Here is a 16390-nt window from a genome sequence, read left to right as displayed (position 1 = left end):
AAGAACCATCCGCGGTAAGTCGACGCGCTTTGGGGAGCCGGCCCTCCGGTGCGGCGCTCGGCTCGCCAGCAGTCCCCTCGCGTGCTCGGTACGGTCCGTCAACGATCGCGCCGTTCACGCGATAGTGGCACGCCGAATGCGAGTTCGTTATTTGCTGGTAGACGCCATTCGTCGACCGATCGAAGCCTCGGTCGGTGTTTGCTAGCAAAGTGAGTAGGCCAGCTTATTTAGTCCGTTTACCCATTGTTAACGCAGGCGGCGGTGCGACCGCAATGCGCCATGTGCACCGGTAGTGGACGTTTCGCGCGGGGCTCGTCACTCAAGAGAAACAAGAGGCGACGTGTTTTTGTCGTCTGCGTGGCAAAGATCTGAGTTTGCGTATTACGATCCTCTTGGTCGTTTCTCAGGTTCCGTACAGGTGCGCGTGCACCAGCCCCATAGGGAGTCACACATGGCAGTTCGCCCATTCGTCAAGGCAAGTGTGGCGTTCGCCGCCGCGGGCATGATCGCCGTGACTCCCGCTCTCGCGCCGCCGCTCAAGCCGCACGACGTGCAGATCGCCATGGAGACCGAGGCCCAGGTCAAGCTCGCGGCCAGTCTGACCGACCTGATCAACGTCTACTTCGGCGTCGACCCCTACAACGGGGTCACGTCCGTCGACACCGACAACCCGGGCACCTTCGGCGCGACCGGCGTGCTGTACCAGATCCTTGCCGAGCAGTCAGGGAAGAACCCGCTGGTCGACCTCTACTTCACCGGCGGCGTCACCCCGATCATCCAGGCGCTGCTGACCGCCAACCCGAACGACGTCATCGGCAACGCGCTGATCAACACCTTCTTCAACGACGGCGCCGCGGGCGTCGCCCTGCTGGTCCTCGGCACGCTGCTGCAGGACCCCTCCCAGCAGCAATTCCTCAGTGACTTCTTCATCGGCGGTGCCACGCAGGTCGCCTACCGCCAGCTCGGTGGCGACTTCACCAACCCGGCGACCACGTCGACACCCGGTCTGAGCACCTTCTTCAACATCAACAACCAGTACGGCGACGTCACGCCGGCCGGCGTCAACACCGGCGTCTCGTCGAACCCAGCGCTGTTCGGCGTCAGCGGATTGACCTATACGTCTCTGCTCGGCGCGACCGCCGATCCCGGTCAGCAACAGTTCATCAACGACTTCTACAACGGCGGCATCTCGCAGGTCGTGCAGACGCAGCTGTTGTCCCGCACCGGTGATGCAGGTCAGCAGCGGTTCATCAACGACTTCTTTTCGGGCGGAGTCAGCGAGGTCGCCCGAACGCAGCTTCTAGCGCGTACCGGTGGTGAGGGCACCGCCGGCTTCGATCTGGTCAACGAGTTCTTCGACAACGGCATCTCCGGCGTCGTGCGCTACCTGCTCGTCGGGCCGGCGCCTGTGGAGCCCGAGGATCCCGACGATGAGGAAGGCGGCGAGGGCGACCGCGTCGCGCTGACCGCATACTCGCGCCTCGCGGCGGTCGAGACCGAGCCGGAGACCTCCGCGCCGGAAGTCGGCGAGACTGTCGTCCCGAAGGTCGAGAAGCCGGCGGCACCGCTGGCCTCGCCCACCGAGTCCAAGATCGAAACGAAGATCGAGACCAAGGCCGAGGCGCCGAAGGTCGAAGTGCCCGAGGCCGCGCCCGTCGCCGTCGAGGTCGACAGCCCCGAGGTGGAGGCGCCCGCGGCACCCGAGGTCGTGACGCCGAAGCCCGCGGCGGAGCCCGTCGTCGTCAAGGCGCCCGAGCCCGTCGCCGCGCCCGAGCCCGCACCCACGAAGCCCACGTCGTCGACGAAGGTCAAGGACGAGGCCGAGGACGAGGAGGCCGACACGCTGAAGAGCGGCAACAAGTTCGAGCCGGAGATCATCATCCCCGGCGGCGGTGGCGGCGGGAAGCCGGGCGAGGGCACCTGGGGCATCTTCGGTGACATCGCGCAGGCGGTCGTCAACGGCATCGCGAACGCGGGCAAGCCGGCCGCGGGCGACACGTCCCCCGGCGGCGGAGCCGACACGGGCGGCGCGGGTGGCGCCACCGGTGATGGCGCAGGCCAGTAGCCCTCACACCACGAACAGGCAGCGGCCCCTCCCGGATCGGGAGGGGCCGCCGCTTGTCGAGAGGTCCGTGTTTCGGCGCGGGGTCTAGGGCGCCTTGCGCTTCTTGCGCTTGATGCCGACGCTTCCCCATAGCGAGAAGCCGCGGATGGTGACGTGCGGCGCGCCGGGGGAGCCCGCTTCGCCGACCTGATCGAAGGCACCCATGACGCCGACCCCGTGCACGTCGACGTTGACCTCGGGCGGCAGCAGGATGGTCTGTCCGCCGAAGATCGAGTACGAGTGGATCTCGACGTCGGGTGACGTGAAGTCGGCGTAGCGCAGATCGATGACGCCGCCGCCGAACAATGTGAACGACGTCAGCCGCTTGGGTACGTTCCACCGGCCGCGCCGCTCGAAGCCGCTCATGATCGCCAGCAACAGCGTGGACGGGGCAGGTTGACCCGGGGAGGAGCTGCGCGCCGCCGAGAACGCGACGGGCAGATCTGCGCTGAGGCGCTCCAGCTCGCCCCGCGTCTTGGCCGCGTAGACCTTGGTGAGGCGTTCCTCGAACTCGGGCATCTGCAGCTGGCCCTGCGCGGCGGCCTCGGTGAGCAACTGAGCGGCCTGGATGCGGTCGTCGTCGACAGCACTCTTCGACTCGTTGCCCGCCGCTGGAGTGCTCATCACCGACGAGCCTACGACGAACCCGGGCGCATGCAAGGGGATGGTCGAATCCCTGATGGAACTCATCCGTTCAGCGTTGCCATCACGGCAGGTCACCAAACGTCGACCGGGCCTTCCGCGATCAGTTCGGAGCCCACGCCGCGGGCCGCTTCTCGAGGAACGCGAGCATGCCCTCGCGGGCCTCGTCGGACACGAACAGCCGGGCCGACTGCTCGGCGAGGTCGTCGGCATGTCGGTCGAACGACTCCAGGATCGCCGCGGTGGTCAGCGCCTTCGACGCGGCCAGGCCCTGCGGTGAGCCCTTGGCCACGTCGGCGGCCAACGCCGCGACGGTGCCCGCCACGTGGTCGGCAGCGACGGTCACGAGACCTATCGCCGCGGCCTCGGCGGCACCGAACTTCTCGCCGGTGACGAAGTAGCGTCCCGCCGCGCGGGCCGTCATCTTCGGCAGCAGGGTCAGCGAGATGATCGACGGCGCGACGCCGATGCGTGCCTCGGTCAGGGCGAAGGTGCTCGCCGGGCCGGCGACGACGACGTCGCACGCCCCGATCAGCCCGAGACCGCCCGCCCGGACATGCCCGTCGACGGCGGCGATCACCGGCACCGGCAGCTCCAGGATGGCCCGGAGCGTCTGCGCCATCTCCCGGGCCCGCGACACGGCCAGCTCGCCGGGGTCGCGTCCGGCCGCCTCACCGAGGTCCGCCCCCGCGCAGAACGTGCCGCCCTCGTGCCCGAGGACGACGCATCGCACCGCCGGATCGGCGGCCGCGCTCGACAGCCCCTCGTGCAACTGACGCACCAGCACGGTCGAGAGTGCGTTGCGGTTGTGCGGTGAGTCGAGGACGAGCCGGGCGACGCCGGCATCGACGGAGTACCGGACGAGCGTCGCGGGGGTGGGATCCGGCGGGCTGGAGCGGAGCGACTCGGGGATTGGATCGGCCATCAGTACGACCGGGGGAGGCCCAGCGACGTCTGCGCGACGAAGTTGAGGATCATCTCCCGGCTGACCGGTGCGATGCGTGCCAGGCGTGAGGCCACCAGCACCGACGCGATGCCGTACTCCTTGGTCAGTCCGTTGCCGCCGAGCGACTGCACCGCCTGGTCGACGGCGCGCACCGACGCCTCGCCCGCCGCGTACTTGGCCATGTTCGCCGCCTCGGCGGCGCCGCCGTCGTCCCCGAGGTCGTAGAGGCTGGCGGCCTTCTGCATCATCAGCTTCGCCAGCTCGACCTCGATGTGGTTCTGCGCCAACGGATGTGAGATGCCCTGGTGCGCGCCGATCGGCGTCTTCCACACCTGCCGCGTCTTGACGTACTCGGTGGCCTTGTTGATCGCGAAGCGGCCCATGCCGACCGCGCTGGCCGCACCCATGATGCGCTCCGGGTTGAGTCCGGCGAACAGCTGCGCGATCGCGGCGTCCTCGGACCCCACCAGCGCGTCGGCGGGCAGCCGGACGTCGTCGAGGAACAGCTGGAACTGGTTCTCCGGGCTGACGATCTCCATGTCGATCTTGGTCCACGACAGTCCGGGAGCATCGGTCGGCACGATGAAGAGCGCCGGCTTGAGGTTCCCGGTCTTCGCCTCCTCGGTGCGGCCGACGACCAGGATCGCCTGCGCCTGGTCGACGCCGGAGATGTATACCTTCTGCCCGGACAGCACCCAGTCGCTGCCGTCCTTGCGGGCGGTCGTGGTGATCCGGTGCGAGTTCGAGCCGGCGTCGGGCTCGGTGATGGCGAAGGCCATCGTGATGGACCCGTCGGCGATGCCCGGGATCCAGCGCTGCTTCTGCTCCTCGGTGCCGAACTTGCTGATGATCGTTCCGTTGATGGCGGGGGAGACCACCATCAGCAGCAGCGCGCACCCGCCCGCCGACATCTCCTCCATCACCAGCGACAGCTCATACATGCCTGCGCCGCCACCGCCGTACTCCTCGGGGAGGTTGACGCCGATGAAGCCGAGTTTGCCTGCCTCTTCCCACAGTTCGGTGGTGTGCTCGCCGGCACGGGCCTTCTCGAGGTAGTACTTCTCACCGTAGTTGGCCGAGAACTGGGCGACGGCCTTGCGCAGTTCCTTCTGCTCGTCGGTCTCGATGAAGCTCACTGTGACTCTCCTTGGGGTTTCTCGGAATCTTCGGGGGCGACCACTCGGGCCATGACCAGGCCGACGTCGACCTGCCGGCCGGGCTCGACGTTGAGTTCGGTGAGCACGCCGTCGGTGGGTGCGGCGATGGTGTGCTCCATCTTCATGGCTTCCAACCAGATCAGCGGCTGGCCCGCCGTGACCCGGTCGCCGATCGCGGCGGCCACGCGGATCACCGAGCCGGGCATCGGCGCCAGCAGCGAACCGTGCGCCACCGCGGCGTCCGGATCGCCGAAGCGTGGCTGGGCGACGAGCCTCGTGCTGCCCAGCGGACTGTCGACGAACACGAGGTCGCCGTAGGTCGAGACGTCGAAGCTACGCTCGGCGCCGCCCGACGACAGCACGACGCGGTCGGGCGCCGACGACACCAGGACGATGCCGTCGTCGTCGGGCAGGTCGAGCCGGCCGCGGGTGAACCGGTAGCGCACCTCGTGCTCGGATCCGCCACCGTCGACGTAGCACTTGGTCTGGTAGCCGGAGGCTAGGTTCCGCCAGCCGCTCGGCACGTCGCGCAGCGTCGTTGCGGCAGAACGGTTGTGGGCGGCATCGGCGAGCGCGGCGGCCACCGCGGACAGTCGTGGCACCTCGGACCCCGCGGACGGCTCGGCCAGGTGGGCCAGGCCGTGCGTCTCGAAGAAGGCGGTGTCGGTGGCACCGTCGAGGAAGGCGGGATGCCGGAGCACGTTCACGAGCAGGTCACGGTTGGTGGTGATGCCGTGCAGGCGGGTACGGACCAGCGCGTCGGCGAGCACACCGGCCGCCTGCGCCCGCGTGGGTGCGTAGGAGATCACCTTCGCCAGCATGGGGTCGTAGAAGATCGACACCTCCGACCCGTCGACGACGCCGGTGTCGAGACGCACGCCCACGCCCTCCAGGGTGGTGAACGCGGTGCGCGCCGAGGGGACGTCGAAGCGATGGACGGGCCCGGCCTGCGGCTGCCAGTTCTTGGCCGGATCCTCCGCGTAGAGGCGCACCTCGATCGAATGTCCCCGAGTGGCCGGGGGTTCGGGGTCGAGTCGGCCGCCGTCGGCGACGAGCAACTGGAGTTCGACGAGGTCGAGTCCGGTGGTCTCCTCGGTGACGGGGTGCTCGACCTGCAGGCGGGTGTTCATCTCCAGGAAGAAGAAGTCACCGGCGTCGTCGGCCATGAACTCGACGGTGCCCGCCCCGGTGTAGTCGATCGCACGGGCGGCGAGTTCCGCCGCCTCGAAGAGCTTCTCCCGCATTCCCGGGATGCGCTCGACGAGCGGGGACGGCGCCTCCTCGACGATCTTCTGGTGGCGGCGCTGGATGGAGCACTCGCGCTCGCCGACGGCCCAGACGGTGCCGTGGACGTCGGCCATCACCTGCACCTCGACGTGGTGCCCGGTCGCGAGGTACCGCTCGCAGAACACCGTCGGGTCGCCGAATGCGGACTGCGCCTCGCGTTGCGCGGCCTCCACTTCTGTCGGCAGTGCGGCCAGATCGCGCACGACGCGCATGCCGCGGCCACCGCCGCCGGCCGATGCCTTGATCAGCACGGGCAGCTGGGCGTCGGTGACGGTGGCCGGGTCGAGTTCGGCCAGCACCGGGACGCCGGCCGCCGACATCATCTTCTTGGCTTCGATCTTCGAGCCCATCGCGCGGACGGCCGGGACCGGCGGACCGATCCAGGTCAGTCCGGCGTCCTGCACGGCGGCGGCGAAGTCAGCGTTCTCCGAGAGGAACCCGTACCCGGGGTGAATGGCGTCGGCGCCGGCGGTCTCCGCGGCGGCGATCACCTGCGCCGGATCGAGGTAGCCGTTGCGGCCTTCGAGCCGGACGCGGACGTCGGCCTCGGCCACGTGCGGGCTCGCGGCGTCGGGATCGGTGTAGACGGCTGCGGTGCCGATGCCGAGGCGGCGGCACGTGGCGAACACCCGGCGGGCGATCTCCCCGCGGTTGGCGACCAGGACTCTGGTGATCATCTCTCTACCCTCACATCCGGAAGACGCCGAAGTTCGACGTCCCCTCTACTGCGCCATTGGCGATGGCGGACAGGCAGATTCCCAGGACCGTGCGGGTGTCGCGGGGGTCGATGACGCCGTCGTCGTAGAGCCTGCCGGACAGGAACATCGGCAGCGACTCGGCTTCGATCTGCGCCTCGACGGCGGCGCGTAGAGCGGCGTCGGCGTCCTCGTCGACCACCTGCCCACGCGCTTCGGCGGCCGCGCGGCTGACGATCGACAGCACGCCCGCCAACTGCGTGCCACCCATCACCGCGGACTTGGAGTTCGGCCAGGCGAACAGGAAGCGGGGATCGAAGGCGCGTCCGCACATGCCGTAGTGGCCCGCGCCGTAGGAGGCGCCGATCAGCAGCGAGATGTGCGGCACGGTCGAGTTCGAGACGGCGTTGATCATCATCGAGCCGTGCTTGATCATGCCGCCTTCCTCGTACTTGCGGCCCACCATGTAGCCGGTCGTGTTGTGCAGGAACAGCAGTGGGGTGTTCGAGCGGTTGGCCAGCTGGATGAACTGCGTGGCCTTCTGGCTCTCCTCGCTGAACAGCACGCCGCGGGCGTTGGCGAGGATGCCGATCGGATGGCCGTGCAGCGTCGCCCACCCGGTGACCAGCGACCCGCCGTACATCGGCTTGAACTCGTCGAAGTCCGAACCGTCGACGACGCGGGCGATCACGTCGCGCGGGTCGAACGGGATGCGCAGATCTGCGGAGACGATGCCGAGCAGCTCCTGCTCGTCGAACCGTGGCGGCGTGACCGGTCCCGGCGTGGGGCCGTGTTTGCGCCAGTTCAGCCGCGCCACGATGCGTCGACCGATGCGGATGGCGTCGAGCTCGTCGACGGCGAAGTAGTCGCCGAGACCCGAGGTGCGCGCGTGCATCTCGGCGCCGCCCAGGGATTCGTCGTCGGACTCCTCGCCGGTGGCCATCTTGACCAGTGGCGGTCCGGCGAGGAACACCTTGGAGCGTTCCTTGATCATCACGACGTGGTCGGACATGCCCGGGATGTAGGCGCCGCCTGCGGTCGAGTTGCCGAACACCAACGCGATGGTCGGGATGCCCGCCGCGGACAGCCGGGTGAGGTCGCGGAACATGCGACCACCCGGAATGAAGATCTCCTTCTGCGTGGGCAGGTCCGCGCCGCCCGACTCGACGAGTGAGATCACCGGAAGCCGGTTCTCCAGCGCGATCTGGTTGGCGCGCAAAATCTTCTTGAGCGTCCACGGGTTGCTGGTGCCGCCCTTGACGGTGGGGTCGTTGGACACCACCAGGCACTCGACGCCCTCGACGACGCCGATGCCGATGACGACGCTGGCGCCGACGGTGAAGTCGGTGCCCCACGCCGCCAGCGGGCTGAGTTCCAGGAACGGCGAGTCGGGGTCGAGCAGCACCTCGATGCGCTCGCGGGCGGTGAGCTTGCCGCGGGCGTGGTGGCGGTCGACGTACTTGGCGCCGCCGCCCAGGAGGGCCTTGTCGTGCTCGGCCTCCAACTCGGCGAGCTTGCCCGACATCGCCTCGGCCGCGGCGCCGTACCCGGCGGAGCGGACGTCGAGCGTCGAGGTCAGCTGTGTCATCGGCGATCCGCTCCGCTCGTGGTGCCCGTCATCCCTGGTATCCCAGCGTCTTCGCCGCCAGCGCGGTCATGATCTCGGTGGTGCCGCCGCCGATGCCGATGATGCGCATGTCGCGGTACTGCCGCTCGATCTCGGCCTCCGCCATGTAGCCCATGCCGCCGAACAACTGGACGGCCGCGTTCGCCACCCACTCGCCGGCCTCGACGGCCGTGTTCTTGGCGAAGCAGACCTCGGTGATCAGGTTCAGGTCGCCCGCGAGCTGACGTTCGACCAGCGCGTGGGTGTAGACGCGGGCGACGTCGATGCGGCGGGCCATCTCGGCGAGGGTGTTCTGCACCGACTGGCGGGAGATGAGCGGCCGCCCGAAGGTCTCGCGGTCACGACACCACTGCACGGTGATGTCCAGGCAGCGTTGCGCGCTGGCGTAGGCCTGCGCGGCCAGGCCGACGCGCTCGGACACGAACGCGGTGGCGATCTGCAGGAACCCGCTGTTCTCGACGCCGATCAGGTTTTCGACCGGGACGCGGACGTCGGTGTAGGACAGCTCCGCGGTGTCCGACGAGCGCCAGCCCATCTTCTCCAGCTTTCGGGTGACCTCGAATCCCGGTGTGCCCTTGTCGACGACGATCAACGAGACGCCCGCCGCACCCGGCCCGCCGGTGCGCGCCGCGGTGACCACGAAGTCGGCCCGCACGCCCGAGGTGATGTACGTCTTCGCGCCGTTGAGGACGTACTCATCTCCAGCGGGGCCGCTGCGCCTGTCGGCGCGGGTGGTCAGGTGTCCGACGTCGGACCCGCCGCCCGGCTCGGTGATGGCCAGTGAACCGATCTTCTCGCCGCGCAGCGTCGGCCGGACGTAGGTCTCGATCAGCCGCTCGTCGCCGGACTCGATCATGTGCGGCAGCGCGATGCCGCAGGTGAACAGCGACGCGAAGACGCCGCCGGGGACCCCGGCCTGGTGCAGCTCCTCGCAGATCACCACGGCGTCGGCGCCGTCTCCGCCGCCACCGCCGACCTCCTCGGGATGGTTGGCGCCCAGCAGGCCCGCCTCACCCGCTGCGAGGTGGAGGTCGCGCGGCAGCTCGCCGACCTTCTCCCACGCGTCGACGTTCGGCAGGATCTCGCGTTCGGCGAAGGTGCGCACCGTCTTTCGCAGCGCCTCGCGCTCGGGTGTGGTCCAGATGTTCGTACTCATTGCTCCAACAGTCCTTCCGGGATGTCGACGTGTCTCGAGCGCAACCATTCGCCGAGCCCCTTGGCCTGCGGGTCGAAGCGCGCCTGGTGCGCGACGCCGCGGCCGAGGATGCCCTCGACGACGAAGTTCACGGCGCGCAGATTGGGGAGCAGGTGCCTGGTGATCACCAGATCGGCCGTCTCGGGCAGGAGTTCGCGCAGCACGTCGACCGTCAGCGTGTGCGCCAGCCACTGCCACTGCGGCTCCGTACGCACCCAGACGCCGACGTTCGCGTCGCCGCCCTTGTCGCCGCTGCGCGCGCCCGCGATGGTGCCCAGCGGCAGCCGTCGGGTGGCGCCACCCCGCGGCGGCTCGGGCAGCGGCGGTGGGTCGACCGGCTCGAGCACGCGGGTGTCGGTGGCCGACGGGATGTCGACGCGTTCGCCGTCGGCGTGCACGGCGACGTGCGGAACCTCGGTGGCGTCCACGTACCCGGGGGTGAACAGGCCGTAGACCTGTCCCTCGCCCGGGGGCGCGGTGGTGGTGAAACCGGGGTAGCTGGCGAGTGCGAGTTCGACTGCGGCCGAGGAGAAGTGGCGTCCGACCTTGGCCGGGTCCGGGTCGCGGACCACGCAGCGCAGGAGCGCGCTGGCGGCCTCCTCGGTGTCGGCGTCTGGATGGTCGGTGCGGGCGAGCGTCCACTCGACCTCGGCGGGCGACACCGTCAGGTTGGCCTCGAGCTGGCGACGCACCAGGTCGGCCTTCGCCTCGATGTCCAGGCCGGTCAGCACGAACGTCATCGCGTTGCGGAAGCCGCCCACGGTGTTGAGCGACACCTTGAGCGTCGGCGGGGGAGCCTCGCCCCGGACACCGCCGATGCGGACCCGGTCGGGCCCGTCGGCGGTCAGCGTCGCGGTGTCGATGCGCAGCGTGACGTCGGGGTTGGCGTACCGGGGCCCGGCGATCTCGTAGAGCAGCTGGGCGGTGACGGTGTCGGCGCTGACCAGTCCGCCGGTGCCGGGAAGCTTGGTGATCACCGACGAGCCGTCCGCCTCGATCTCGGCGATCGGGAAGCCGGCGTGCATCAGGTCGGGGACCTCGGTGAAGAACGCGAAGTTGCCGCCGGTGGCCTGCGTGCCGCACTCGATGACGTGGCCCGCGGCGACCGCACCGGCGAGTGCGTCGTAGTCGGTGCGGGTCCAGCCGAAGTGCGCCGCGGCGGGCCCGACGATCACCGAGGCGTCGGTGACGCGGCCGGTCACCACGACGTCGGCGCCGGACTGTAGGCAGTCGACGATCCCCCACGCACCGAGATACGCGTTGGCGGAGAGCACCGACCCGAAGCCCAGTTCGTCGGCGCGGCCGATCAGGTCGTCGCCCTCGACGTGGGCCACGTTCACCGCGAGGCCGAGCCGGTCGGCCAGCGCGCGCACCGCCGTCGCCAGCCCGGCCGGGTTGAGGCCGCCGGCGTTGGCGACGATCTTGACCCCGCGCTCGAGCGCGAGGCCTAGTGACTCCTCGAGCTGGGTGAGGAAGGTCTTCGCGTAGCCGCGTTCCGGGGACTTCGCGCGATCGCGGGCCAGGATGAGCATGGTCAGCTCGGCGAGGTAGTCGCCGGTGACGTAGTCGAGGTCACCGCCGGTGATCATCTCGCGCATTGCCGCGTGACGGTCGCCGTAGAAACCCGAGCAGTTGCCTATCCGTACCGGGCCCGCACTGGCGCCAGAGGTCACTCGGACACGCTCCCATCACCGTCGACGGTTCAACCAACCGGTAGGCCGGTAGGTTAGCCGATACCTCCGGTACCGCGTCAAGGGTGGCCCGCACCGTCGGGGCGACGTTTTGGAGACCGTGCAGGTCGACCGCTATCCTGATGAGCAACCGTTGGCCGCTGTCGTATGCGCGGCAACACCCCTGATCAAGGAGAGTCCGTCATGGCTGTGCCCAAGCGCAGGATGTCGCGTTCGAACACCCGTAGCCGTCGGGCGCAGTGGAAGGCGACCGCTACCGGTCTCGTCGGCGTGACCGTCGCAGGTCAGCAGCACAAGGTGCCGCGTCGCCTGCTGAAGGCCGCCCGCCTCGGCCTGATCGATCTCGACCGCCGCTGACGGCAGCGCCGTCGCGATCACCGGAGCGGCGACGCCCGGGAACACGCACTGACGGCGCGCCTCTCAGCCCCCTCTCAGTCGATGGGTTGAGACTGTGGCTGTGCGAATACTTGTCGTAGACGACGATCGCGCCGTGCGCGAATCCCTGCGCCGTTCGCTCTCCTTCAACGGATACGCGGTCGAGCTGGCCCAGGATGGCGTCGAGGCGCTCCAGTCCATCGCGAACGACCGGCCCGATGCGGTCGTCCTCGACGTGATGATGCCGCGGTTGGACGGGCTCGAAGTGTGCCGCCAACTGCGGAGCACCGGCGACGACCTCCCCATCCTGGTGCTCACCGCGCGGGACTCGGTCTCCGAGCGCGTCGCGGGTCTCGACGCCGGGGCCGACGACTACCTCCCCAAGCCGTTCGCGCTCGAGGAACTGCTCGCCCGGATGCGGGCCCTGCTGCGGCGCACCGGCCCGGACGCCGGCGCCGATTCGCCCGCGATGACGTTCTCCGACCTCAGCCTGGATCCCGTCACCCGCGAGGTCATGCGCGGCACCCGGTCGATCAGCCTGACCAGGACCGAGTTCTCGCTGCTGGAGATGCTGATCGCGAACCCGCGGCGGGTCCTCACGCGCAGCCGCATCCTCGAGGAGGTCTGGGGCTTCGACTTCCCCACCTCGGGCAACGCCCTCGAGGTCTACGTCGGCTATCTGCGCCGCAAGACCGAGGCCGAGGGCGAGCCGCGCCTCATCCACACCGTGCGCGGGGTGGGGTACGTGCTGCGCGAGACGCCGCCCTGATGGTGGCGTTCAAGCCGCTGCAGCAGGTGACGCGCGCACTGTCGTCGAGATCGGGGCAGCCGAGCCCCCACGGCGTCACGGCGCCACGCGGGCCGAACGGTCCCGCCGGGCCGTCCGAGCCCTCGCTGCACGACGCCAGTTCGGTGTCGCTGCGATGGCGCGTGATGCTGCTGGCGATGTCGATGGTGGCGATGGTCGTCGTGTTGATGGCCGTGGCGGTCTACGTGATCGTGTCCCGCGCGCTCTACCAGGACGTCGACAGTCAGCTGCAGAGTCGGGCCCGGCTGCTCATCGAGAGCGGATCGCTGGCCGCCGATCCGGGCAAGGCCATCGAGGGCACCGCGTACTCCGACGTGAACGCGATGCTGGTGAATCCGGGTCGGTCGATCTACACCGCCAACCAGGAGGGGCAGACGCTGCCGCTCGGTCAGCCGGAGAAGGACGTCATCCAGGGCAATCTGCGCATGTCGCTGCGGACGGTGAACTACCAGCGGGTGCTGGCCTATCACCTGTCCAACGGCAGCTCGCTGCTGATCTCCAAGAGCATGGAGCCGACGGGCAAGGTGCTCAAGCGGCTCGGCACCATCCTCCTGTTCGTGGGTGGGGGAGGCATGGCCGTCGCCGCGATCGCGGGCGGCACGGTGGCCCGCACCGGGTTGCGACCGGTGGCCCGGCTCACGCAGGCCGCCGAGCGCGTGGCCCGGACCGACGACCTGAGACCGATCCCCGTCCACGGCAGCGACGAACTCGCGCGGCTCACCGAGGCGTTCAACATGATGCTGCGGGCGCTCGCCGAATCCCGGGAGAGACAGGCCCGGTTGGTGTCCGACGCCGGCCACGAGCTGCGGACGCCGCTGACCTCGTTGCGCACCAACGTCGAACTGCTGATGGCGTCGTCGCAGCCGGGCGCCCCGCGCATCCCCGACGATGAGATGGCGGACCTGCGCACCGACGTCATCGCCCAGATCGAGGAACTGTCCACCCTGGTGGGCGACTTGGTGGACCTGACCCGCGACGACGAGGGCGTGGCCATCCACGAACCCATCGACATGACCGAGGTGGTCGTGCGCAGCCTGGAGCGGGTGAAGCGGCGCCGCAACGACATCGACTTCGACGTCGCCCTGACCGGCTGGCAGGTCTTCGGCGACGCGGCCGGCCTGTCGCGGGCGGTGCTCAACCTGCTGGACAACGCGGCCAAGTGGAGTCCGCCCAACGGCCAGGTGAGCGTGCGGCTGATCCAGGTGGATCCGGTGAACGCGCAACTCGTCGTCGCCGACCACGGACCGGGCATCTCGCCGGACGAACGCGGGCTGGTGTTCGAGCGGTTCTACCGGTCGACGGCGGCCAGGGCGATGCCGGGATCGGGGCTCGGCCTCGCGATCGTCAAGCAGGTGGTGCTCAAGCACGGTGGGACGCTGTGGATCGAGGACACCGTGCCGGGCGCCGAGTCGCCGGGGACGTCCATCCACGTCCTGCTGCCGGGCCGGCCGGTTGCGACACGCACGGTCGGAGCGGTGGACGCGGCGGGGGACAGCACCGACAATTGACCGATCGCAGGCGGCCCGGGGGACGCGGGGTTGGCCGAACGATCGTGGGGAAGTCTCGGCTCGTCCCGAATGTTCTCTAAGTGGATTCTCAGCCCGACCGGGCACTGTCGGGTTCGGACGTTCGTTGAGTGACTGAAGCATCCTGACCCGAGCAGGCACATCGAAGGAAGAGTACCGAGCAGACATGACCGAGCAGCCGAGGTATTCACCGCCGCCGCCACCGCCGGGCCAGCGCCCGAGCGGTTACGACCACGCGGCGCCGGGCTACCCCGGTGGTCCGCCCCGACCGGGGGCGCAGGGTCCGAACTACGACTGGCGCTACGCCACGCAGCAGCAGGCCTATCGCGGACCGAACGACCCGTACCGCGGTGGTCCGCAGACCCGCGTCCTGCCGCCCGCTCCTCGGAAGCGTTCGCGCGCAGGTGCTTTGACCGTCGGGGCGCTCGCCATCGCGGTGGTGTCCGCCGGCATCGGTGGTGGCGTGGCCACGCTCGTCCAGCCCGATCGCGCGTCGACCTCGACGTCGATCCTCGGCGCCGCGCCCAGTGAGCCGGCCGCCAGCCTCCCCGCCGGCTCCGTCGAACAGGTCGCAGCCAAGGTGGTGCCCAGCGTCGTGAAGCTGGAGACCGACATGGGACGGCAGTCGGAGGAGGGCTCGGGCATCATCCTGTCCTCGGACGGCCTGATCATGACCAACAACCACGTGGTGGCCGCGGCCAAGGACGCCGGACCGGGTGGCGGCGCCGTGCAGACCAAGGTCACCTTCGCCGACGGGAACACCACCTCGTTCACCGTCGTGGGCACCGACCCCAGCAGCGACATCGCGGTGGTCCGCGCCGACAAGGCGGCCAACCTGACCCCGATCACGCTCGGATCCTCGGCCAGCCTGCGCGTCGGCCAGGACGTCGTGGCGATCGGTTCGCCGCTGGGCCTCGAGGGCACCGTCACCACCGGCATCGTCAGCGCGCTCAACCGCCCCGTCGCCGCGGGCGGCGACGTCAAGAACCAGAACACGGTGCTCGACGCCATCCAGACCGACGCGGCGATCAACCCCGGCAACTCCGGTGGCGCGCTGGTCAACATGAACGGCGAACTGGTGGGCGTCAACTCCGCGATCGCGACGCTGGGCGGCGACTCCGCGCAGTCGCAGAGCGGTTCGATCGGGTTGGGCTTCGCGATCCCCGTGGATCAGGCCAAGCGCATCGCGGACGAACTCATCCAGAGCGGCACCGCTTCGCACGCCTCGTTGGGCGTCCAGGTGGGCAACGACGCGACCGTCGACGGCGCGAAGATCGTGGACGTCACCGGCGGCGGTGCCGCTTCCGCGGCGGGTCTGCCCGCGGGCGTCGTCGTCACCAAGGTCGACGACCGCGTGATCAACAGTGCCGACGCCCTGGTGGCCGCCGTCCGGTCGCGGGCGCCCGGGGACCAGGTCACGCTGACCTACCTCGATCCGTCGGGCCAACCCGCCACCGTGCAGGTGACTCTCGGCAAGGCAGCGCAGTGACTCTCGCGCCCGGTCGGCCGGCGTTGAAGATGGTTGCGCCGACGTCCGAGGGGACCTATACGGTTGAGATCATGGAACAGCCGTCGGAGTTGGTTGGCCGCGCATTGGTCGTGGTCGTGGACGATCGCACCGCCCACGGGGACGAGGAGGACCACAGCGGTCCCCTGGTCTCCGAACTCCTGGGGGAGGCCGGGTTCGTGGTCGACGGCGTGGTGGCCGTTTCCGCCGACGAGGTGGAGATCCGCAACGCCCTGAACACCGCCGTCATCGGTGGCGTGGATCTGGTGGTGTCCGTGGGTGGGACGGGCGTCACCCCTCGCGACGTCACCCCCGAGGCCACCCGGACCATCCTCGACCGCGAGCTGCTCGGCATCTCGGAGGCGTTGCGCGCCTCGGGTCTGTCGGCGGGCATCGTGGACGCCGGCGTCTCGCGCGGTCTCGCCGGGATCTCGGGCAGCACCCTGGTGGTGAACATCCCGGGTTCCCGTGGCGCCGTCCGTGACGGCATGGCCACGCTGGGGCCGCTGGCCAGTCAGGTCATCGCCCAGCTATCACGTTTGGACTTCTGAGCAGGTGTGGGTGGCGCCGGCGGTGATCGTGGACCGTCGGCGCTCTCGCGCGTCTCGACTCGTTGCGATGGCAACTCTCGCGCCGGGCGCCCACGTTGTGTTAACGGCCGGTGAACTGGGCAGATGTGGCAACTGTGATCTTTATCACACTGGCGGTCGTCGATGAGCGGGCCTGCACGCCACGAACGCGACGCAGTTAACAAGATTTTTGGCGAATCGTTGCCCAATATCACCCGGGACGAACGGGATGACGAGCGCCCCGACGAGGGTGACGAACGC

At 69.4% G+C, this 16390-nt stretch carries 13 protein-coding genes; 6 read left to right on the top strand and 7 right to left on the bottom strand.

Annotation, left to right across the window (positions count from 1 at the left end; all coding sequences use genetic code 11):
- The first annotated feature begins 451 nt into the window (after positions 1-451).
- The gene (locus AC1MEY_RS17075) at positions 452-2065 is read left to right on the top strand and encodes a hypothetical protein (RefSeq protein WP_480226641.1); all 1614 of its coding nucleotides are present in this window, start codon (positions 452-454) and stop codon (positions 2063-2065) included.
- An 84-nt stretch (positions 2066-2149) separates the two neighbouring features.
- Here the strand turns inward: AC1MEY_RS17075 and AC1MEY_RS17070 are convergent, their stop codons facing one another.
- From AC1MEY_RS17070 to AC1MEY_RS17040, 7 genes are all read right to left on the bottom strand, one after another.
- Positions 2150-2728: a DUF1707 SHOCT-like domain-containing protein gene (locus AC1MEY_RS17070; protein WP_480226640.1), complete on the bottom strand. Its 579-nt coding sequence runs from the start codon at positions 2726-2728 to the stop codon at positions 2150-2152.
- A gap of 121 nt (positions 2729-2849) precedes the next feature.
- Positions 2850-3671 carry an enoyl-CoA hydratase family protein gene (locus tag AC1MEY_RS17065; RefSeq protein ID WP_480226639.1) on the bottom strand — a complete coding sequence of 274 codons (822 nt, stop codon included), beginning with the start codon at positions 3669-3671 and terminating at the stop codon, positions 2850-2852.
- Complete coding sequence (locus AC1MEY_RS17060; RefSeq protein WP_480226638.1) at positions 3671-4828, bottom strand: acyl-CoA dehydrogenase family protein; 1158 nt, start codon at positions 4826-4828, stop codon at positions 3671-3673. Before AC1MEY_RS17060 ends, AC1MEY_RS17065 begins: the two co-directional genes overlap by 1 nt.
- On the bottom strand, positions 4825-6813 hold the full coding sequence (locus AC1MEY_RS17055) for an acetyl/propionyl/methylcrotonyl-CoA carboxylase subunit alpha (protein ID WP_480226637.1): 1989 nt from the start codon (positions 6811-6813) through the stop codon (positions 4825-4827). Before AC1MEY_RS17055 ends, AC1MEY_RS17060 begins: the two co-directional genes overlap by 4 nt.
- 10 nt (positions 6814-6823) lie before the next feature.
- Positions 6824-8419 (bottom strand): acyl-CoA carboxylase subunit beta, encoded by a 1596-nt coding sequence (locus tag AC1MEY_RS17050; protein WP_480226636.1) that lies wholly within the window; start codon positions 8417-8419, stop codon positions 6824-6826.
- A 28-nt stretch (positions 8420-8447) separates the two neighbouring features.
- Positions 8448-9614, bottom strand: a complete 1167-nt coding sequence (locus tag AC1MEY_RS17045) for an acyl-CoA dehydrogenase family protein (protein ID WP_480226635.1) — start codon at positions 9612-9614, stop codon at positions 8448-8450.
- Complete coding sequence (locus AC1MEY_RS17040) at positions 9611-11251, bottom strand: acyclic terpene utilization AtuA family protein (protein WP_480231529.1); 1641 nt, start codon at positions 11249-11251, stop codon at positions 9611-9613. The genes AC1MEY_RS17045 and AC1MEY_RS17040 overlap by 4 nt, the downstream gene beginning before the upstream one ends.
- Positions 11252-11527: 276 nt before the next feature.
- Between AC1MEY_RS17040 and rpmF the strand changes: the two genes are divergently transcribed.
- From rpmF to AC1MEY_RS17015, 5 genes are all read left to right on the top strand, one after another.
- Entirely contained in the window at positions 11528-11701 is a 174-nt protein-coding gene (gene rpmF / locus AC1MEY_RS17035) for a 50S ribosomal protein L32 (RefSeq protein ID WP_163801165.1), read from the top strand.
- Between the two features lie 100 nt (positions 11702-11801).
- Positions 11802-12488, top strand: coding sequence for a response regulator transcription factor (locus tag AC1MEY_RS17030; RefSeq protein WP_480226634.1), 687 nt, complete (start codon positions 11802-11804; stop codon positions 12486-12488).
- Positions 12488-14035: an ATP-binding protein gene (locus AC1MEY_RS17025; protein ID WP_480226633.1), complete on the top strand. Its 1548-nt coding sequence runs from the start codon at positions 12488-12490 to the stop codon at positions 14033-14035. The genes AC1MEY_RS17030 and AC1MEY_RS17025 overlap by 1 nt, the downstream gene beginning before the upstream one ends.
- A gap of 184 nt (positions 14036-14219) precedes the next feature.
- Positions 14220-15542 (top strand): S1C family serine protease, encoded by a 1323-nt coding sequence (locus AC1MEY_RS17020; protein WP_480226632.1) that lies wholly within the window; start codon positions 14220-14222, stop codon positions 15540-15542.
- 29 nt (positions 15543-15571) lie between these two features.
- Positions 15572-16111 (top strand): MogA/MoaB family molybdenum cofactor biosynthesis protein, encoded by a 540-nt coding sequence (locus AC1MEY_RS17015; RefSeq protein WP_480231528.1) that lies wholly within the window; start codon positions 15572-15574, stop codon positions 16109-16111.
- Positions 16112-16390: the final 279 nt, after the last annotated feature.

This window comes from Mycobacterium sp. PTI7, from assembly GCF_056679845.1.
This window is presented reverse-complemented; position numbering and strand designations above follow the sequence as displayed.